Below are 19,011 nucleotides of genomic sequence, written 5' to 3' on the forward strand. Positions count from 1 at the left end.
GGGCAGGTCCGTCAGGGCGCCCACCAGCGGTAAAAATGGTGCACCGGCCCGTGCCCGTGCCCGACCTTCAGGTCGCGGCCCGCGGCCAGTGCACCCTGGAGATAATCTTTGGAAAGACCGACGGCATCCGTCAGCGGCAGGCCAAGCGCCAGATGGGCGGCGATTGCCGCCGCAAGCGTACAGCCGGTGCCATGGTCGTTCTTCGTCTCGATGCGCGGCATGGAAAATTCTTGAATCGTCTGACCGTCCACAAGAAGATCGACGCTCTCTGATCCGGTGCCGTGGCCGCCCTTGATCAGCACAGCCCTCGCACCGAGCGCCAAAATCATCTCCGCCTGTTTCAGCATCGCGGCACGCTCCGTGGCGATGCCGGTTCCCGTCAGCAACGCCGCCTCGGGTAGGTTCGGCGTGGCGAGCATTGCCTGCGGCAGCAATTCGCTTCGAAGAGTTTCGATTGCCTCTTCTTGAAGCAGCCTGTCGCCTGAGGTCGCCACCATCACCGGGTCAAGGACGACCGGTTGGGGCCGGCCGCGCAGTCTCTCGGCGATCGTTCGTATCGTGTCGGTGCGCGAGACCATGCCGATCTTGATCGCCTTGATATCGAGGTCGGAAAACACCGCATCCATCTGCGCAGCAATGATTGCCGCCGAGATATCTTCAACTGCGGTCACGCCCTTTGTGTTCTGTGCGGTGATGGCGGTAATGACGCTCGCACCATAGACGCCAAGCGCGGAGAATGTCTTGAGATCGGCCTGGATACCGGCCCCGCCGCCGCTATCGGAGCCAGCAATGGTCAAAGCAATCGCGGTCATGGGCGTACTCCCATCGCGTCATCCACAGCACTGCGAAACGCCTTAGCCGTCGCTGCGATATCGCCCGCACGAAACAAAGCGGAAATCACCGCTACCCCATCGGCACCGACCGTGATCACGTCTGGAACGCGCTCCAGCGTGATACCGGCAATAGCGCCAACGGGCAGGTCCGGGCGCTCGTTACGCAGATATGCCCTGAGTTGCTTCAGCCCCGCAAGCCCGACAGGCGTATCCGGATTGACCTTGGACGTGGTCTCGAACACGCCGCCAATGCAGGCATAATCGGCGGGTGCTTGCGCCACGCGCCGTGCGTCATCCATTGATTTCACCGTCAACCCGATGATCGCATCCGGGCCGAGAAGCCGTCTTGCCGTGTCGGCATCCATATCGTCTGCCCCGAGATGTACGCCATCTGCGCCGGTCGCCATGGCGACATCCAGCCGGTCGTTGATCACCAGCGGCACGCCCGTGTCTTTTAGCGCAGCGACCATGGCTTTTGCCTGGTCGATCATCTTGCGCGTGGAGGCGGTCTTGTCGCGATACTGGATGATCGTCGCACCATTCTTTGCGGCCAGAGCTGCAAGCTCGGGAAGTGTCGCGACATCTGTCAGAGAGGCGTCGACAATGGCATTCAGCCGGTAATCAATCTTCGTCATGTTCGATCCTCGCATGGGAGAGAATGTCTCCACTCTTCAGATTGAAGAGCGCGTCCAGAAAGGCGACCTCGAAGGATCCCGGTCCGCTGGCATGTCTGGCGGCGATCTCTGCCGAAACGCCGGTGACGGCCAGCGCCGATGCTGCTGCCAGCATCACATCCGGCTCGACAGCCATGAAGGCCGCGATGACGCCGCCGGAAAGGCAGCCGGTTCCTGTCACTTTCGCCATCAGGGCGTCACCGTTGACGATCCGAACCTTGCGATCGGCATCCCTCAAGCGATCGACGGCTCCCGTCTGAATGCGCAATGCGCCACCGACGTCCCCGATCACCGCCATTTCTGCTGCGTTCCCGCGCACGATCGAGGGGCGCAGGCGGCTCAATTCATGGGCGAAATCCAGCCGCGAAGGGGAGTAGTCGCAATGCACCGGATCGACGATCCAGGGCTTGCCCTGGTGATTGGCGATCGTGACGGCAATGCGGATGACCTTGCGGCGCGCTTCGTCCAGCGTTCCAAGATTGATGGTCACCGCATCGGTCTTTGTCACGAAGCTTTCGATTTCCTCTTCGGACGATGTCATGGAAGGGATGCCGCCGATTGCGGTAATGCCGTCGGCAGTGAATTTCTGCACCACCGTATTCATCAGGCAGTGGACACGCGGTCGCCGCTCGCGCACGAGGCCCAAAAGTTCTGCTGCTTTATTTGCGGTGGGAAAGCTTACCATGGGCCATTGATCTCCAGACACGCCATTTGCGAATCCGGGTAAGCATGGCGCATGGAAGAGAAAGCTCTGCCTGACGGCAACCGTTCCGTTCCTACGCCGGTATTAACCGGATCAGGTTCAAGGGTCCGGCTCACCGCCATCTCAGCATCGTTCGATGCTCCCCTCGGAATGCATGAAGCTAAAAGAGAAAAGCTCTGCCGTGTCAAGGTTCTTGAAATTCCGCTCGTCCTAACGGGCTTGCGTCAAATTCATAAGACGCCGTCTTGAACTTCGCAATTGTTGTCGCGTTGAACCAACTGGCATAATACTCTGCCATTCGTCGACAGCGTGGCATCAGCGGGATGTGAGACCTTGAATTGTGATTGCTTGGGCGGCCGTGAACATGTCTAACTGGTCTTGGACGTCGTTGCGTCAGAAATATCTGACTTTCCCGACTTTGTTGCGGTCGATCCCCGTTGGCGTCGTCGTCGCGGCCGGCATTCTTGCCACAAGCTGGACCCACGATCTGTTGAGCGACCACTACGACATGGTGGTGCATACCTATGAGGCAATCGACACGACCAAGGATGTTTTGATCGCGCTTGACGATGCCGAGACCGGGCAGAGAGGCTACCTCGTCAGTGGCGACAAGCGCTATCTCGCCCCTTATGAAAAGGCGATGGAGCGCCTTCATTTGCTTCAGAACGAGTTGATGACCCGGATTTCGGACAATTCCGGCCAGGTCGTGCGGGTCAAAACGCTGGACCAACTGATCGAGAAGAAGCTCGAAGAGCTGAAGCAATCGATATCGCTCTACGACGATGTCGGTGCGGATGCCGCCCGACAGAATGAGATCGGCTATATGGCTGTCGGCACGATGGATCGGATCCGAGAGATCATCGGCGAGATCACGGTTACAGAACACACCCTGCTGGACACACGCCACGCGGAAGTCGAGGCCGACGAGTTTCGCATTCGGGTGGTTGCGATCATTGTTGGCCTGGCATCTTTTCTAACACGCGCTGTTGTGGAGATGTATCTGGCGCGACGCTATAGAAGAACCTGATGGTCTATTCGCCCGCAATCCCTGGAATCTGATTGACGGTGATCATCTGGCGGATGGTGCGGTCTGCCACGCGCTCTGCGCGGGCCCGCGATTCCTGCTCGTCCTCTGGAAAAGCATAGGTCATGTAGGACAGCGATGTTTCAAGATCGTTGTTGTTATGGCCGAGGATGGCGGCGAAATAGCTGTTCTTCGTCACGTTGGCAGGCGCGAAGTTGCGATAGGCGATCTCGGCGTAGAGGTGGCGCAGGCCATAGGGCTTTGGCGGCTCTTCCTTCGGCCAGATGTCCTCGAATTTCGCCATCATCGCATCGCGCAGCGGCAGTCTTGCATCCGATGAGAAGTCGTCCACATTCATCCCGAACCATAGTTTGCCGTCGCTGCTGTCTCTCAAACGCCGATAGGCATCAAGCACGATTTTTGCCTGCTCCAGCACCGGAATTTCATAGGTGATGCCGTATTTGGTCCCTTCGCCCTGTTTCGTCTTCGCCTGGCCGTTGAACATCACGCTCCATTTGGAGACGCCATTGCCGTAAGGCGCTGGCGTGAACTCGGCCTGGGTGAAGACTTCGAAGGGGCGTCGCCCGGTGGTTCCGATCAGGCCGATGCCGATCGTCAAAGGGTCCTCGGAGTGAAGGAAGCGCCGGCATCGCCGCATCACCTCGGAATAATGTTCGAAGGTGATGAGTGAGCCGTGCTTGAGCGCAATCTTCGCCATCTTGGCCTTGCGGGCCTCGTCGTAAAGCTGCGGCGTGCCGGCGGCGATGCGCAGCATGGGGTGCTGCTCGCCAAATGCTTCGCGGATGGCGTTGCGATATTTGGTAATATAGGAAATGATCGTTGCCTGCGTTCTGCCGGTCATGGCGTCCATTTCCCGGTCCCACAGCGCCTGCATCTCTTCCTTGGTGCTGACCCCATTGATGGCGGAAATGAAGTCCGAAACGCGCAGCAGGAAGCGCGGCTTTCGTCCGGCCGTGTTGTGCTCCGCCCTTTCGATCTTCTCTACAATCGACATCGCGACCCCGCTTTGCGGGTAATCGCCACGCGCAATGTAGGTGTCGAGACGCTCGCGCAGCTTCTTCATGTTGCAGATGGCAAGCGGTGTGGTTTTTGGCCCGAACGCGTCTTTCAGCGCATAGCGGTACTTGACGATGTAGAGCTCAAGGGTTTTCGCGGTTCTGCCGTTCTCGAAGTGAAAACGGACCTCGTCGTCCCAAAGACGTCCGATCGCTTTCGTATCGAAGGTGCCATCGTCCTTGCGCGTTGTTTTGATCTTTTCGACGAACTCAGCGATGCGGTCGGCCAGGATAGGCGTTTTTGTTTTTCTTTTTTCGGCAACGGACATCGATTTCTCCTCAAGCTCTCTTGGGATAGAAAATATATGAATCTTGCGCAAGGGCTAACATAGGTGGAGGAGAGCCTGGACGTCCGAATTTAACCGAATGGCTGGACGGGCGAGTGGGCTGGCTGGGTGAACCAGTGCGGGCCGTCCGCAGCCATATAGATATGATCCTCAAGACGGATGCCGAACTTGTGCGGATAGACCAGCATGGGTTCGTTGGAGAAACACATGCCGGCGGCAAGCGGCTGCGTGTTCCCGCGCACGATATACGGGCCTTCGTGGATCTCCAGTCCAAGACCATGGCCCGCCCTATGTGGTAGTCCGGGAAGGGCGTAATCCGGCCCAAGTCCATGCCGTGCCATCACGGCGCGGGCTGCCGTATCGAGATCTTCACAAGGTGCGCCAAGCTGCGCGGCATCGAAAACTGCCTGTTGTGCTTCCCGTTCAATGGCCCAGGCGCGGGCGAAATCAGCGCTTGGCTCGTCCATCACGTAGGTGCGGGTCAGGTCGGAATGATAACCGTCGATCCGCGTTCCCGTATCGACCAGAATGACGTCGCCCGGCTGTAAGGTTTGTTCTCCGTCGGCGCCATGAGGCAGCGATGTCGCCTCACCAAAGGAGACGATGCAGAAGGAAGAGCCGCCCTCGCCGCCAAGCGCACGGTGCTGCTCGTCGATGAAGCGGACGACATCGGATGCGACTACGCCTGGCTTCATCATGGCATGAGCGCGCTTGTGCACTTCCAGCGTCAGGTTCATCGCGTAGTGAATAATGGCAATTTCGGCGCTGGACTTGAGAAGCCGGAGGCCGCGGATCACTGGGCCTCCGTCGACGAGACGATCAGGCCCGACCTTGGTGGCAAGGCTGTGATAGATGAAGAGCGGGAGTGCATCATCCAGCGCGATCAGGCCGGATGGACCGGCAAGGCTTGCGACACGTGCCGCAGGGCTTTCTTCTTCCTGCCAGATGTGAACCTCGCCCTCCAGATGCGGCAGTGTGTCGACGCGGCTCTTTTCGAAGCCCGGCACGATGTAATGGAGAGCATCAGGGGTGATAACGGCACCAAGCAGGCGCTCGCTCTGGTGCCATACCAGCCCGGTAAAATAGCGCAGGCTTTCAGTCGAGCCGAGAAGGACGGCGCTGAAGCCATGCTCGCGCATTTTCACCCGTAAGCGCTGAAGCCGCTCCTGTCGTTCGGTATCGGAAATGGCAGCGGGCTTGTTGGGAAATTGCATGTACACACACTTTGGTTGCCGTACCCACGGCGTGTCGCAATATCTCCGATATGCGCCACGTTTCGGGCCATTGTTCTTTAGCAACGTCGCTGACACAGGTCGTTCGACCCGTTTGCACGACACGCTGTCAGAATCAGTACAAAGCCTGCCGGCTGTATTCAAGATGTCGACAGCGACTGGAGCGGCGTTATTTTTGCAGTCGCTGCTTCAGCGAAGCAATGATCTTGCGCGTCAGCGCCTCATAGTCTTCATCGAAATGGTGGCCGCCTTCGATCCCAACGAGCTCCATCCCCTTGTCTTTCAGCGCAGGGCAGGCGCTTTCATCGTCATCCGTACCATAGACGCACTGGACGATTTTGGGGTTGATCTTGGCAAGATCGTTGACGGGATCTTCCGCGCCATCCGAGGAAACACCCAGCCAGCCGCCAACCGAAATCTCATAGGAGATTTCATGCGATAGCGATAGCAGGCTCATCTGCACCACACGAGACTTATCCTTCTCAGGCAGGGCATTGTAAGCTGCTGGCAGAACGTCTGCGCCGAAGGAATAGCCGACCAGCAGGACATTGTTGACCTTCCATTCCTTACGGTAGGTATCGATGATGCGCGCGAGATCGTTGGCCACATCCTGCGGCTTCTTCTCAGACCAGAAATAGCGCAGGGAATCGACGCCGACGGTTGGTATGCCGTCCTGTTGCAGGAAGCCGCCGACATCCTTGTCGAGATCGCGCCAGCCGCCATCACCCGAATAGATGATTGCCATCGTGTCCATGGTCGGCTTGGTTTCGAGAATGGTGAGCGGCAGGCCAAGCGGGCTATCGGAATTTGCGGCGGCATCGATCCGGTCCTGAAGAACCTGGGTCAGCGCCGTCGTCGCGTCGTCGGTGACATCCTTCACGTCGATGTCCGAATGATCTTTCAAAAGTGCATCGACATGGGCGCGGCCCTTCGGGTCGGCCTTGGGCGTGAAGAGAACGGTGACTGGCGCGGGAAGCGCACCATCTGTCAGGCCGTAGATCGTGCGATCGCCGTCCTTGTCTTTCGTTGCAGGCGTGCAGAGCACCTTCTTCAAAGGAATGCTCGCCATCGGATCAACTGCGACGGCCTCGCCAATGGTTGCCGCCGGGCTCTGGGCGATCATCGCCAGGACAAGCGCGCCGCCATCGCCTGTGCCGGCGATGATTGGAAGACTGTAATTCGAGACGCCGGCCTTGCGCTGGATTTCCTGCGCGAGTTGCTCGATGTCGGAAATCATGTAGACGCAGTCATCCGGGTCGGTCTCAAGCGACTTTATATAGGCAGGAAAATCGATGCCGACGACGGCGGCACCCTTTTCGAGCAGAGCGTCTGCTTCCTTCTGCTCGCTTTCATCCCAGCCATTGCCATCCGACACCAGGAAGACCGTGGAGGTGATGTCGCCATCGGGCAGGAGAATGTGATTGGCCGGGATCATGCCGGTCTCGTATTTTTGAGCGTCCTGCGCTGGCGCGTGTGAGGGCAGCAAAACCGCTGCCGTAAGCAATGCGCCTGTGAGGCGTTTCAAAAATCTCATTTACCGATCACTCCTCTCACGCCGCCGCTGATGAGAACCGTTGCGTCCATCAATGCCAGAGCGGCGCTCGTGCCGTTCGAGACGGCAACATACCGTGGCTCCCATTTGGGATGAAATTTAGACTTGAAGGCGCGCAGGCCTTTGAAATTGTAAAAGCGCTCGCCATGCTCAAACAAGGTGCCGCCGATACGGTCCCAGACCGGTGCGGCATCGCGCTTCGACATGCCGGACAGCGGCGCCATGCCGAGGTTGAACTGGGCATAGCCCTGTTCACGCATGTGCTCGATGATGCTGACGAAAAGAAAGTCCATGGAACCGCGCGGCGCATCCGGCGCAAAGCGCATCAGGTCCACCGTGACTTCGTTCTTGGTATCGGTCATCAGCAGATTGGCGAAGGCGGTGATCTTGCCATCCTTATGCAGTACGGCGACAGGTTGAGAGAGGATGTAGTCTCGCTCGAAGGAGCCGAGCGAGAAGGTCTTCTCGCGGGTGTTGTGGTGCTCCAGCCAGGAATCGGAGACGCTCTTCAACTCGTCATAGATGGCCGGCACATCCGGCGTATCGACAACCGAAAAGGTCAGGCCGTCACGCGCTCCACGGCTCAGCGACTGGCGCAGATTGGCGAGCTTGCCGCCCTTCAGTTCGAAGCGCTTGAGGTCGATCATGGCGAGTTCGCCGAGCTTGAAGGCGCGCAAGCCGGCATCTGTGCAATAGGGCAGCGACGCGGATGAGATCTGGTAGAAGACGGCTCGTCCACCATTGGCACGCACGGTTTCGACGAACTGCCAGATCAGATCGGAAAATTCGCTTTCGTCCCCGACAGGATCGGCGAGTGCGATCCAAGAGCGGCCACGAATGCCATACATGATGAAGGCGTTGCCCTTTTCCGAGAACATGATGTGCTTATCGCCCATACGCACGAGATTGGCGTCGGCCACGTCCTGCTTGGCGACGATTTCGGTGGCCTTCTCGATGTCGTCAGGTTTGATCTCTTCCGGCCGATAGGTGACGGGTCGCAAAAGGCTGAAGATGGCGATGGTGGAAGAGGCAAGCACCAGACCGAGGACCGCACGAAGGCCTCGTGGCGCTTCCTCGGAAAATTCGAACTGCCACCACAGCGTCTGGCTGTAATCCGTGTCGCGATAGACGAAGAGTAGAATAGTGGCCGCACCGGCGACGATCACCGCCATGGCGGCGATCCAGGTGGGGCCAAGCGCCTGCCGCAGAAGCGAGGCGTGGCGGGTAAAGGCGCGCATGTTAAAGAACAGCGCCACGATGAAGATGCCGAGGAAGATCGCCTCGAAAATGGCGATGGCCTTGATCAGCGAGAGGAACAGGCCCCCGGATGCTGCTACCAGCGCCACCCACCATGCGCCATCCAGCCGCTGGCTCAAGCCGCGCGATGCGACGACGAGACCGAGGCCCAGGATACTGGAAAGAAAGTGCGCAGCTTCGATGATGGGAAGCGGAACAAAGTTCGAGAGGAAATCCAGGTTGCTGTTCGGCGTTGGCGTCACGGAAGAGAAGATCAGCATCGCGCCGAGGATGAGGGCAAAGGCCGAAAGAAGCGACGGCGCCAGGCGACCGGCCAGATTACCGATATCGGCCATCACCGGCTTTGCGGCGAACTGCTTCATCTCGGTGATCAGCATCAGGATGATGGCGAAGAGAAGCGGCAGGACGTGATAGATGACGCGGTAAAGAACAAGACCGCCGAGAAGCTGATCGAGGCTGATGGCATTGCCGAGACCCGCGACCATCACCGCTTCGAAGACGCCGAGACCTGCCGGTACGTGGCTGAGAACGCCGAGACCCACGGCCGTGGCGTAGATGGCAAAGAAGCTCGGCCAGCCGACATTGGTTTCCGGCAAAAGCACATAGAGCACCGAAGCCGATGCCGCGATATCGAGCGCGGACACCAGGAACTGGCGCGAGGAAGTGCGGCTGTCGGGAAGGCGCAGTTTCAACTGACGGATCTGAACAACGCGCCCATTGCGGCCGACATAGATCAGTGTCGCCAGAATGAGGATGACGATGACCGCAGCGCCGCGAAGCCAGATCGCATCCACGCCCATGATGCTGGCGACGCGTGGCGCAACGATCAAGGTTGCGAGCGCGCTGACGGACAAGAGGCCGAGGCCGAAGGATAGCGTAACGAAGGCGATGACGCGGGCGATGTCGGAGGGCGTCAGTCCCATACGCGTATAGGCGCGGAAACGGATCGCGCCACCGCTCAAAGGTCCGAAACCGGCGGTATTGCCGACGGCATAGGCGATGAAGGCCGTCGCGATGACGGAAGGCTTTTTAAGGCGCTTGCCGATGAATTCGATGGCATTCAGGTCGTAGCAGATCAGCGCGGCGAAACTGAGCGCCGTGAACAGAACGGCCAGAAAGGCCGATTTCCAGCTGGTGTTGAGAAGAGCGACGACGATGTCATCGTAGCGGACCTCTGAGGTGAGGCGATAGATCGTGACCGTCATCATGACGAAGACGGCGATCACCGCGAGCGATGTCAAATGGGGCTTGTAACGTTCGAAAAAACCGCTCAGGCCGCCTTCGGCCTCTTCAATCGGCGTGACGTCGTTCTTCTCTGTCATTTAATGTTCCACGAAAGCGAGGCGCAGTTTGCCAATCACAGGATTATGACAGTAATTCGTTGTGGTTTCACAAATACGAAAATTCATAACCTTTGTGAGATTATCTACAGTATGTCGTTTGTCTAAAATGCATGAGGGAATACTGGCTCACGCACCCCAACTGCGCTCTAAAACCCTTAGCCAGTTGCCATGGCCGATTTTTTCCAGCGATGCCTGATCGTAGCCGGCTTTGCGAAGCTCCTCGATGAGAAGCGGCAAGTCGGACGCATCCCGCATGGCAGCTGGAATTGTCGTACCATCGAAGTCGGAGCCGAGTGCCACGTGGTCGATGCCGATACGCTCGACGATATAATCGACGTGGCGAACCAGCTCACGAATATCCGTATCCGGGTTCTTGATGCCGTCCTGACGCAGGAAGAGAACGCCGAAGTTAATGCCCACCAGGCCGCCCGTGTCGCGAATGGCGTCGAGCTGCCGGTCGGTCAGGTTGCGGCTGTGGTTGCAAAGCGCATGGGCATTGGAGTGTGAGGCGACCAGCGGCGCGTCGGACAACTTGGCAATGTCCCAGAAGCCTTGCTCGTTCATATGCGACAGGTCGATCATGACCTTCAGCTCGTTGCAGGTCTTGACGAGGCGCCGTCCCGCTTCCGTCAGCCCCGGTCCGATATCCGGCGAAGAGGGAAAGCGGAAGGGAACGCCATAGGCAAAGATATTGGGTCTGCTCCAGACCGGACCGAGCGTGCGAAGGCCTGCCTGATGCAGGACGTAGAGCGCTTCCAAGTCAGCGTCGAAGGCTTCGACACCTTCGATGTGGAAAACGGAGGCGAAAGCGCCGCGCGTCATGGCGTCACGGATATCGGCGACATTGCGGCAGACCTTCAGCCCACCCTTGGACTGCGCTTCGATGCGAAACAGCAGACCGGCCATCGCAAGCGTCGTGGCAAGCGCTGTCTGCTGCGTCGGCGCGAGGAAATCGCCATTGGCGTCGGTTCCGCGAGGCGAGGGGATGTAGACGGCGCAAAGCCCACCGGCCAATCCGCCTTTCCTAGCCTTGGGAAGATCGATATGGCCGACGCTGTCGCCGTCGATGAAACGCTCTTCCGGGTTTGAATAGCCGGCGAGTTTCAATCGCAGCAGAACATCATTATGCCCATCGAAGACGGGCAGGACGGTTTGATCGGTCATAGGATTGCTTCCAACTGATGTCATGGCGTTCTTGCTCTATCCCCGAGAGCGGGGCAAATGCAATGCAAGAATGATTTCCGCCGCCTGGTGGAACAATGAGGACGAGACTCATGACGACGACGATGGACTGGAACGCGGCTTCAAAAGCCGCTGGGGAGTTGGTTTCGCGTTGGGGCGAAGATGAGCCGGGTGGTTGCGTGGTCGGCTTCGATCTTTCCGGCACTCGGTTTGTCCATGCGGGTGGCGTTGAAAGTCTCTCGACTCTCGTCCCGTTCTCGTCTCAGACCGTCGCCCGCTATGCATCGCTCACAAAACATGTGTTCTGCGCGATGGTCCTTACCAATGCCGATGCGATCGGCCTCGATGATACGCTTGCCGATCATCTCCCGGAGTTGCAGTCCCCACTCCGCGACGTCACTGTCGGTCAGGCGCTGGATATGAGCGGTGGCTTGCCGGATGTGCGTGAATGCCTCTCGCTGCTTGGGCTATCGGTCTATAGCGAGACCAGAGCGGAGCCATTGTTGGAGTATGTTGCGCGCCAGAGGCGGCTGAATTTTCCAGCTGGAACGGAAATCTCCTATTCCAATACCGGCTACCGGTTGGTCGAGGCCGCACTGGCGCGAAAGGGCCTGCGCTTCGATGACTTCGTGCAGAAGCGGATCGCCAAGCCCTTGGGAATTGGCCTGGCCGCTCCGGATGTCTGGAACGATCCTGTTGCCGGTCTCGCGCCCGGCTATTGGAAGTCCGATAATGGCTGGCAATTGTCCGCAGCCGGTCTTCATCTCTCTGCTTCGGGTAGTCTCGCCGGAAGCGCTGAGGCACTGGTGGCATGGCTGCAGTGCCTGTTGAAGGGAGAGGATGGTTTTTCCGGCCTGCTCGCCCAATTATCGGCTCCGCGACCGCTTGCGGATGGCAGGATGAGCGAATACGCCCTCGGTCTGCGCTGGACGCACCTCGGAGCGAGCCGTTTCGTCGGCCACGGCGGGTCGCATCCCGGCTACAAGAGCTATTTCCTGCTCGATCCCGAGAGCGGCACCGGCTTTGTCGTCCTCTCCAATCGTGAGGACGCCAACGGCTTCAAGATCGCGCTCGAAAGCATGGCGTCACTAACGGGCTTGCCGCTGCCGAAACCTTCGGTATCCTTGCCGGATGGGCTCTACGTCACCGAGACCGGCCCCTGGTGGCTGGAGATCAAGGGCAGCACCTGCAGCTTCCTAGACGCCGAAGACACGCTCTATGAAGATGATGATGGATGGGTCTCGTCCCGTTCAGCGTCGTCACCGATCCGTCTTCGCCTCGATGGTTCGGCACTCGCTGGGGAAGTCGGTCATGCAACCCGGCAATTTCTTCCTGTCGTGCCAACCGTCGACGTTCCGGCAACACTCGATGGACGCTGGCGCTCGGATGAGGGCGCGGAGTTCGACATCGTTTCAGGTTCGGTCGTCATGGGCATCGGCCCGCTTCGGCGCGGTAGACCGCTGACCAGTCTGGGCAGCGGGCGTTTTCTGTTTACTCTCCACGACGGACCCTGGACGAAGCGGGTCTGCCTCCATATGCTCGGCGATGACCATGTGGAGCTTGTGACCAGCCGTGCCAGGATGATCGAGTATCGACGGGACGCTGACCGGTCTGCTAGCTTTTGAGGCGCGCGCGGCTGTTTCCGAAGATTATGAAGCTCGCCAAGGCCAGGATCAACGCCGAGATCGCGCCGTAGAGAGTAACCCTGCAAATTCCGTGCGCCAGTGCTTCCTGAGCCAACGTGACCGACAGGCCTTGGCCTTCGCTGGCGGCGAGGTTTCCGGCCGATATCAGATCCGAGAGAATCCGCAGCGTGGCGTTGGAGAGTGTATCGGGAACCGCGTGCAGGATGTAGCCGGATACGCTGCTCGACAAGATAAGCCCCATCAGCGCAATGTTGATGGAGAGCGAGATCATGCGGGCGCTCATATCCATGCCCGATGCCATACCGCTGCGTTCCGGCGGCAGTGCTGCCGTTGCCGTGTTGGTGACAGGCGTATTGGTCAGGCCCAGTCCGACGCCAGCCAAGACGCAACCCGGCAGCAAAGTCAGCCAGCTTGCATGTTGACTGCCGATCACCAGCATCAAGAGCATGAAGCCCGCACCGATGGTGAGGAGGCCAAGTGGGATCACAAGCCTCGGTCCCCGGTTGAGCAGCAGCCTTTCGGCAAGCGGCGGAACGACAATGGTTGGAAGCGTGTAGGCCAGTACCGTCATCCCTGCTGCGATCGCATCATAGCCAAGCACGGCCTGAAGATAGATCGGCAGATAGATGACGAAGGGCCAAAAGCTGAAATTCATGCCACTCGACCCTATGATTGCACCGGAGAAGCGACGGACGCGGAACGCCCGGAAATCGAACATAGGTCGGGCGACCCGTGTCTCGATGATTATGAACAGCACGAGGCTCGCACCACACAAGGCAAGCAACGTCAACGCCACAGGACTTGCCAGTCCGAGCTGCTGACCCTGCGTGATAAGATAGACGGTGCCGAAGACGGCAAGCGAAAGTGTTGCCATCCCTGCCACATCGAGGCGTGTTGCGTGTGGATCGACCGACTCTTCGACCCCCTTGCGTGCGAAGATGAAGGTTGTGACTGCAATCATCACATGGATCAGAAAAACCCAGTGCCAACTTGTGAGTGTGATAAGCACTCCCCCGACGATCGGGCCAAAACCCAGGCCTATTCCGAAGATGATACCCCACCAACCAAAGGCGTTGCCGCGCTCTGCTCCATCCTGGAACTGATGGGATAGAACCGCGACCTGGCATGCAAGCATTGCCGCAGCACTCGTTCCTTGGAGAAAGCGGGCCGCGATCAACAGGGGCGCGCTGGTCGCCAGTCCGCAAATCAGCGAGGCGACGGCGAAGACTGTGATGCCGATCATGAAGACTCGTTTGCGTCCAAACCGGTCCCCCAGCGTCCCCATCGCCATCAGCACGGAGCACATCGCTATCGTATAGGCGTTCATGATCCACTGAAGTTGCTGGAAGTCGGCTGAAAGGACTTTCTCCAGCGTCGGCAAGATCGATGGAATGCTGGTTATTTCAAGCCCCAGCATCAATGCCGAAAGACATACGGCGACGAGCGCTAAACGATTTCTGGATGGTGGATAGTTTGTCATGGCCTGCCTTGCTTTTCCACAATGCAAGGCACATCGCATCCAGCAGGATGCGAAGACTGGGCACGAGGGCCTTGCAAATTGATTTGTGTCGAAGCCAACCTGCCGGAGTCTTGATCATCCATCAATCGCATGGCAGAGGATTTCAGTGATAACAAAATGGGATGCTTAGTATGCTGGAAGTCGATGCTGTCAGGGCCTTCGTGATGATCGCGGACCATCAGAGCTTCACACGTGCTGCAGAAGCGCTCGGTTCCACGCAGGGTGCGGTCAGCGTCAAGCTCAAACGGCTCGAAGATCGTCTTGGAAAGCGGTTGATCGAACGCACACCAAGGCAAGTTCGGTTATCGGCGCAAGGCGAAACCTTCTTGACACCAGCAAGGGAGTTTCTCGCTGCCCATGAGCGAGCAATGGCTGCATTGACTGCCGAGCGGCGACGCTTCCGGCTTGGGATCGCTGCCCATATCATGGGGCCGGAAATGCCGATCCTCTTGGCCAAGCTGAAGACGCTTGACCCCTGCCTCAAGGTCGAAGTCATGATCGACAATTCACGCGCGCTTCTCGACGCCTACGAGGCGGGTGCACTCGATGCGATTATCGTTCGAAGCGATGATGACCGCAGGGGCGGGGAGGTGCTGGGCCCGGAACATTTCGGATGGTTTGCCTCTGCCGATTTCGAGCATCGGTCTGGAGAGCCGCTGCCGCTCGCCAGCCATCCGACCTGCTGCACCGTGCGCGAAGTGGCGACCCGCCTGCTGGACGGCGCATCAATCGCCTGGACGGAAGTCTTTATCGGAGGCACGTCCGCCGTCACTGCGGCACTTTCTGCTGGCCTTGCCGTCGCCGCATTTCCCTGCCGGTTGGCAACGCCGGACATGATCGAGGTCGGCCATGCGCTCGGCTTGCCGCCGATCCCTTCGCTATCGATCATGCTGCATTCCTCGCTCACCGACGCCAAAACGCGGGAAACACTGCGTGCGATCACCGCAGCCTTTAGTGAGCACCGCAAATCGAGCAACCGGCGGATCAGCCTTGTAAGTGCCTGATCGTGGGATGCAGAATTCAGTTCGCGATCGGAATGCCCGTGGCGATCTGCTCGCGGATATAGATATCCAGCAGACGACGGCTGATGGGGCCGATTTCGCCGTTACCGATCGTGTCGCCATCCAATTTGATCACCGGCGTGACGAAGCTGGTGGCAGACGTCACGAAGGCCTCGGATGCGGATTTGGCCTCTTCTGGCGTGAAGGCGCGCTCTTCAACGGCAAGGTCGGCCTGTCTGGCGAGATGCAGAATGGAGCCGCGGGTGATGCCGTGCAGCAGCGCGTTCGATAGATCGCGTGTAACGAGTGTGCCGTCCTGCGTAACAATATGGAAATTGGCGGAGCTTGCCTCGGTGATGTAGCCGTTTTCGACGAAAAGGACGTCGTCGTAGCCTTCCCGATTGGCCTGCGTCTTGCGCAGCGACGAATAGAGAAGCTGGACGGTCTTGATCTGCCGATCCGACCAGCGGCCCTCAGGCACCGTCTTGACGGAAAGTCCCGTCTTCCACTTCGGATTGTCCAGCACCTTCTTGGTCTGGGTGAACATCACGAAGGTCGGTTGCATCGTCTCTGGAAAGACGAAATCACGATCCTGAACGCCGCGGGACACCTGCAGATAGATAAGACCATCTTCGACGCCGTTGCGCCGCGCGATTTCCTTGTGCAGTTCCAGCAATTCGGCTTCCGCCACCGGCATGGCAATACCGAGCGCATCCAGAGATCGTTTCAGGCGGGCAAGATGACCAGGGTAATCGACGAGCTTGCCTTGAACGATGGCTGTCACCTCATAGATGGCGTCGGCAAACAGAAAGCCCCGATCGAAGACCGATACTTTCGCGTCACCTTCCGCAACCCATGCGCCATTCAAGTAAACCGTTCTGTCCATGATCCTGCCTCTGCCTGTCATATGCCTACCAGCCGTGATCCCTGTCTGGCACTGCGACCATCAGGATGCAAGGCTGGCGGCTACGAGAACCGGCAGCATTGTCGCCAGGTTGGATAGCGGTCTGGACGATAGGATCAGGCTGAGGTAAGGGCTGGACGGACGAGCCCGAGATGGTCGCGCAGGGTCGAGCCAGTGTACTCAGTGCGAAACAGCCCGCGTTCCTGCAGAATAGGCACGACCAGCTGCGTGAAGTCCTCAAGCCCTTCTGGGAAGAAGGGCGGCATGACGTTGAAGCCATCGGCGGCTCGGGTTTCGAACCATTCCTGCATACGGTCCGCAACCTCGACAGGCGTGCCGAGCACGATATGGTGGCCGCGTCCGGCAGCCACGCGTAGCGCCAATTGGCGGATCGTCAGGTTCTCACGTCTGGCAAGTGCGGTCAAAAGCTCCGCCCGGCTGCGCAACTGGTCGGAAATTGGCAGATCCGGCAAAGGCCCATCCGGATCGTAGTCGGCAAGGCTGTAACCGATGCGCTCTTCGAGGAGCGGCATGGCGCTTTTCAGCTCCGTCCACTGGTCGAGTTCTGCGAGTTTCTCCGCCGCTTCTTTCGACGTGCGCCCAATCACCGGCAGGAAGCCCGGCATGACGGCTACGGCATCTGCAGGACGGCCGAATTTCTCCACGCGTGATTTCAGGCTCTTGTAGAATGCTTGGGCCTCCGCAAGGCTTTGCTGCGCGGTGAAGACCACATCTGCGGTGCGGGCGGCAAGATCCTGTCCTGGGCCCGAAGAGCCAGCCTGGATGAGGATCGGGTGGCCCTGGGGCGAGCGGGGAATGTTGAGGGGTCCTTTGACCGAGTAATATTTGCCCTTGTGATCCAGCACATGCACCTTGTTCGGATCGGCATAGATGCCGTTCTGCTTGTCCTTGATGAAAGCGTCATCATCCCAGCTGTCCCACAGGCCGCGAACCACATCGACGAATTCTTCTGCCACCGCATAGCGCTCATCATGCTCGGGATGCGACTTGGAGAAGTTGTTGGCAGTGCGGGCATAGGAAGTCGTGACGATATTCCATGCGGCGCGACCGTGGCTTAGATGGTCGATCGAGGAGAAGGCTCGGGCGGTATGATAGGGTTCGCCGTAGGTGGTGGAGGATGTCGCGGCAAGACCGATCTTGTCGGTGACGAGGGCAAGTGCCGCAAGCAGCGTCAGAGGTTCGAAGCGGGCGATCGTAGATGGGTGGGCGTCGACGCCACTGGTCAATCCGTCCGCCAGGAATACCATGTCGAACTTCGCCTGTTCGGCGGCTTGCGTGACGCGACGAAGCAGGTCGAAATTCTCGCTCCCCGCTTCCGCTTTCGGGTGCCGCCAGCCGGAGACGTGATGGCCCGCGCCCTGGAGAAACAGGCCGAGGTGGATTTGTCGCTTGGCAGTCATGGCAAAAGTCTTTCGTCAGAGAGAGGTCTGGTTGAGCAGTGTTAGAAGGCGGGCGAGATCGGCCTCGCTTTCCATTCTGCGCACGAGATCGGGGATATCGGCAAAAGCCGGGCGCCCTGAAGTCGCATCCTTGAATTTTTGTTCGGGGTTGGTGAGGCTCGGCAAGCCGTCGAAACGACGGTGGATTGTCGTGCCATCCTTCAGCGCGATATCCAGAAGCACGAAGCGCGTGGCCGGATCGCTCGACATGCGTGGAGCGGTATTGTCGTGGCGGCGGCTGGCTTTTAGCGCAAGCGCCATGATGCGATCCTCGACCGGTCTTTCATCGAAGTGATCGAGCCTCAGTGCTCCATCAAGCAGGGCGGCAGCAAACACATATTCAGGACTGAAACGGGCTTCGATACCGTTTTCCGGTTTCGTGACCACGAGAGCTGCATCCGCGCCGGGTGGATAGGTAAAGGTGATCGCCTCTACCTGATCTGCAGCAAGACCCTCACGATGCAGTTCGATGCCAAGGGAGGCGACCGGATGGCTTGCCGTGCAGCAGGGGTAGGCTTTCAGCGTCAGCCCGGGTGAGACGATCTGCCATGGAGCGCCCCAGTTTTCGGTCGCCAGTTCCGGACGAGAGGCACCAAAGCCGTAAGCGGAGTAGAAGCCGGTTGGATTGTCGAGAAAATCGGGCGCGCCGCTGAAGCCGACCGCCGCCAGCCGGGCAGCAAGCAGGCCGGAGCGTGCCGCCATGCCGGCGTGGTAGGGCTTGGCATCGAAGCCGAATTGCAGGCGCAGGCCCGAGCTTTGCGTTGCGGCAAGGCCCAGCGCGATCGCTGTTTCCTCGACGGAAGCGCCGGTCAGGTGGCTGATGGCGGCAGCAACGCCGATTGGGCCAAGTGTGGCGGTTGCGTGAAAGCCGTTTTCGTAATGCCTGGAGCCAAGGGACAGTCCGATCCTCGCCATTGCCTCCAGACCGACAATATAAGACGCGACAAGGGCGTCTGCCCGGATACGATGCTCGGCGGCGAATGCCAGGAGGGCCGGCAGAATGACGGTTGTCGGATGGCCGCGAACGCTGGAATGAACATCGTCATAATCCAGCACATGGCCCGCGTAACCATTGATGATTGCAGCCGTGAGAGGATCGGTCTTTGCGGCTCGGCCGATCAGGATCGCATTGCCCGTAAGATCCACGCCCACCGCCTTGGCGAGAATATCCGTCGTCCGGTCACTGGCGCCGGCGATCGCGCAGGCGAGAAAATCGACAATCGCTATCTGCGCCGCTTCCATGGCCGTGCCATCCTGACGGGGATCGGCTTTACTAATAATCGTCGCAAAAGCTGTGGTGATAATGGCCTTGGACATG

The 19,011-nt window shown here is 59.0% G+C and carries 15 protein-coding genes and 1 riboswitch; of the genes, 3 read left to right on the forward strand and 12 right to left on the reverse strand.

Annotated features, from left to right (window positions below; translation table 11 throughout):
* Positions 1-11: 11 nt before the first annotated feature.
* From thiD to QE435_RS05200, 3 genes are read right to left on the reverse strand one after another with little or no spacing between them, the layout of a single operon-like run.
* Positions 12-812: a bifunctional hydroxymethylpyrimidine kinase/phosphomethylpyrimidine kinase gene (gene thiD / locus QE435_RS05190; protein WP_349040496.1), complete on the reverse strand. Its 801-nt coding sequence runs from the start codon at positions 810-812 to the stop codon at positions 12-14.
* On the reverse strand, positions 809-1,468 hold the full coding sequence (gene thiE, locus QE435_RS05195) for a thiamine phosphate synthase (RefSeq protein ID WP_349040497.1): 660 nt from the start codon (positions 1,466-1,468) through the stop codon (positions 809-811). Before thiE ends, thiD begins: the two co-directional genes overlap by 4 nt.
* The gene (locus QE435_RS05200) at positions 1,455-2,192 is read right to left on the reverse strand and encodes a hydroxyethylthiazole kinase (protein ID WP_349040498.1); all 738 of its coding nucleotides are present in this window, start codon (positions 2,190-2,192) and stop codon (positions 1,455-1,457) included. Before QE435_RS05200 ends, thiE begins: the two co-directional genes overlap by 14 nt.
* Before the next feature lie 71 nt (positions 2,193-2,263).
* A riboswitch (TPP riboswitch) is annotated at positions 2,264-2,366 on the reverse strand.
* Positions 2,367-2,574: 208 nt separating this feature from the next.
* Between QE435_RS05200 and QE435_RS05205 the strand changes: the two genes are divergently transcribed.
* A complete protein-coding gene (locus tag QE435_RS05205; protein ID WP_349040499.1) occupies positions 2,575-3,237 on the forward strand; it encodes a CHASE3 domain-containing protein in 663 nt (220 codons plus the stop codon).
* A 4-nt stretch (positions 3,238-3,241) separates the two neighbouring features.
* On the opposite strand, the gene QE435_RS05210 is transcribed toward QE435_RS05205, so the two are convergent.
* The 5 genes from QE435_RS05210 to QE435_RS05230 all read right to left on the reverse strand — a co-directional run bounded on the left by QE435_RS05210 (position 3,242) and on the right by QE435_RS05230 (position 11,145).
* The gene (locus QE435_RS05210; protein ID WP_349040500.1) at positions 3,242-4,579 is read right to left on the reverse strand and encodes a telomere resolvase; all 1,338 of its coding nucleotides are present in this window, start codon (positions 4,577-4,579) and stop codon (positions 3,242-3,244) included.
* An 89-nt stretch (positions 4,580-4,668) separates the two neighbouring features.
* The gene (locus QE435_RS05215; protein WP_349040501.1) at positions 4,669-5,811 is read right to left on the reverse strand and encodes a Xaa-Pro peptidase family protein; all 1,143 of its coding nucleotides are present in this window, start codon (positions 5,809-5,811) and stop codon (positions 4,669-4,671) included.
* A 187-nt stretch (positions 5,812-5,998) separates the two neighbouring features.
* Complete coding sequence (locus tag QE435_RS05220; protein WP_349040502.1) at positions 5,999-7,363, reverse strand: AcvB/VirJ family lysyl-phosphatidylglycerol hydrolase; 1,365 nt, start codon at positions 7,361-7,363, stop codon at positions 5,999-6,001.
* Positions 7,360-9,960 (reverse strand): bifunctional lysylphosphatidylglycerol flippase/synthetase MprF, encoded by a 2,601-nt coding sequence (gene mprF / locus QE435_RS05225; RefSeq protein ID WP_349040503.1) that lies wholly within the window; start codon positions 9,958-9,960, stop codon positions 7,360-7,362. The genes QE435_RS05220 and mprF overlap by 4 nt, the downstream gene beginning before the upstream one ends.
* A gap of 147 nt (positions 9,961-10,107) precedes the next feature.
* Positions 10,108-11,145, reverse strand: coding sequence for a dipeptidase (locus QE435_RS05230; protein ID WP_349040504.1), 1,038 nt, complete (start codon positions 11,143-11,145; stop codon positions 10,108-10,110).
* A 110-nt stretch (positions 11,146-11,255) separates the two neighbouring features.
* On the opposite strand from QE435_RS05230, the gene QE435_RS05235 reads away from it, so the two are divergent.
* The gene (locus tag QE435_RS05235) at positions 11,256-12,788 is read left to right on the forward strand and encodes a serine hydrolase domain-containing protein (RefSeq protein ID WP_349040505.1); all 1,533 of its coding nucleotides are present in this window, start codon (positions 11,256-11,258) and stop codon (positions 12,786-12,788) included.
* Here QE435_RS05235 and QE435_RS05240 read toward each other — a convergent pair.
* Positions 12,778-14,289: an MFS transporter gene (locus QE435_RS05240; protein WP_349040506.1), complete on the reverse strand. Its 1,512-nt coding sequence runs from the start codon at positions 14,287-14,289 to the stop codon at positions 12,778-12,780. The two genes, QE435_RS05235 and QE435_RS05240, sit on opposite strands and share 11 nt — an antisense overlap.
* 161 nt (positions 14,290-14,450) lie before the next feature.
* Between QE435_RS05240 and QE435_RS05245 the strand changes: the two genes are divergently transcribed.
* Positions 14,451-15,332: a LysR family transcriptional regulator gene (locus tag QE435_RS05245; protein WP_349040507.1), complete on the forward strand. Its 882-nt coding sequence runs from the start codon at positions 14,451-14,453 to the stop codon at positions 15,330-15,332.
* 16 nt (positions 15,333-15,348) lie between these two features.
* Here QE435_RS05245 and QE435_RS05250 read toward each other — a convergent pair whose 3' ends face one another.
* From QE435_RS05250 to QE435_RS05260, 3 genes are all read right to left on the reverse strand, one after another.
* Positions 15,349-16,215 (reverse strand): D-amino-acid transaminase, encoded by an 867-nt coding sequence (locus QE435_RS05250; protein ID WP_349040508.1) that lies wholly within the window; start codon positions 16,213-16,215, stop codon positions 15,349-15,351.
* Positions 16,216-16,349: 134 nt separating this feature from the next.
* Complete coding sequence (locus QE435_RS05255) at positions 16,350-17,654, reverse strand: LLM class flavin-dependent oxidoreductase (RefSeq protein WP_349040509.1); 1,305 nt, start codon at positions 17,652-17,654, stop codon at positions 16,350-16,352.
* A gap of 15 nt (positions 17,655-17,669) precedes the next feature.
* The gene (locus QE435_RS05260) at positions 17,670-19,010 is read right to left on the reverse strand and encodes an MmgE/PrpD family protein (RefSeq protein ID WP_349040510.1); all 1,341 of its coding nucleotides are present in this window, start codon (positions 19,008-19,010) and stop codon (positions 17,670-17,672) included.
* Between the last annotated feature and the right edge of the window lies 1 nt (position 19,011).

This window comes from Agrobacterium sp. SORGH_AS 787, from assembly GCF_030819035.1.
Taxonomy (GTDB): domain Bacteria; phylum Pseudomonadota; class Alphaproteobacteria; order Rhizobiales; family Rhizobiaceae; genus Agrobacterium; species Agrobacterium larrymoorei_B.

Excerpts from the sequence above, each read along its gene's own strand:
- QE435_RS05200 (WP_349040498.1), bottom strand. The coding sequence starts at position 2,192 with ATGGTAAGCTTTCCCACCGCAAATAAAGCAGCAGAACTTTTGGGCCTC.
- QE435_RS05205 (WP_349040499.1), top strand. The coding sequence starts at position 2,575 with ATGTCTAACTGGTCTTGGACGTCGTTGCGTCAGAAATATCTGACTTTC.
- QE435_RS05210 (WP_349040500.1), bottom strand. The coding sequence starts at position 4,579 with ATGTCCGTTGCCGAAAAAAGAAAAACAAAAACGCCTATCCTGGCCGAC.
- QE435_RS05260 (WP_349040510.1), bottom strand. The coding sequence starts at position 19,010 with ATGTCCAAGGCCATTATCACCACAGCTTTTGCGACGATTATTAGTAAA.
- mprF (WP_349040503.1), bottom strand. The coding sequence starts at position 9,960 with ATGACAGAGAAGAACGACGTCACGCCGATTGAAGAGGCCGAAGGCGGC.
- thiD (WP_349040496.1), bottom strand. The coding sequence starts at position 812 with ATGACCGCGATTGCTTTGACCATTGCTGGCTCCGATAGCGGCGGCGGG.
- QE435_RS05255 (WP_349040509.1), bottom strand. The coding sequence starts at position 17,654 with ATGACTGCCAAGCGACAAATCCACCTCGGCCTGTTTCTCCAGGGCGCG.
- QE435_RS05245 (WP_349040507.1), top strand. The coding sequence starts at position 14,451 with ATGCTTAGTATGCTGGAAGTCGATGCTGTCAGGGCCTTCGTGATGATC.
- QE435_RS05235 (WP_349040505.1), top strand. The coding sequence starts at position 11,256 with ATGACGACGACGATGGACTGGAACGCGGCTTCAAAAGCCGCTGGGGAG.
- QE435_RS05215 (WP_349040501.1), bottom strand. The coding sequence starts at position 5,811 with ATGCAATTTCCCAACAAGCCCGCTGCCATTTCCGATACCGAACGACAG.
- QE435_RS05240 (WP_349040506.1), bottom strand. The coding sequence starts at position 14,289 with ATGACAAACTATCCACCATCCAGAAATCGTTTAGCGCTCGTCGCCGTA.
- QE435_RS05250 (WP_349040508.1), bottom strand. The coding sequence starts at position 16,215 with ATGGACAGAACGGTTTACTTGAATGGCGCATGGGTTGCGGAAGGTGAC.
- thiE (WP_349040497.1), bottom strand. The coding sequence starts at position 1,468 with ATGACGAAGATTGATTACCGGCTGAATGCCATTGTCGACGCCTCTCTG.
- QE435_RS05230 (WP_349040504.1), bottom strand. The coding sequence starts at position 11,145 with ATGACCGATCAAACCGTCCTGCCCGTCTTCGATGGGCATAATGATGTT.
- QE435_RS05220 (WP_349040502.1), bottom strand. The coding sequence starts at position 7,363 with ATGAGATTTTTGAAACGCCTCACAGGCGCATTGCTTACGGCAGCGGTT.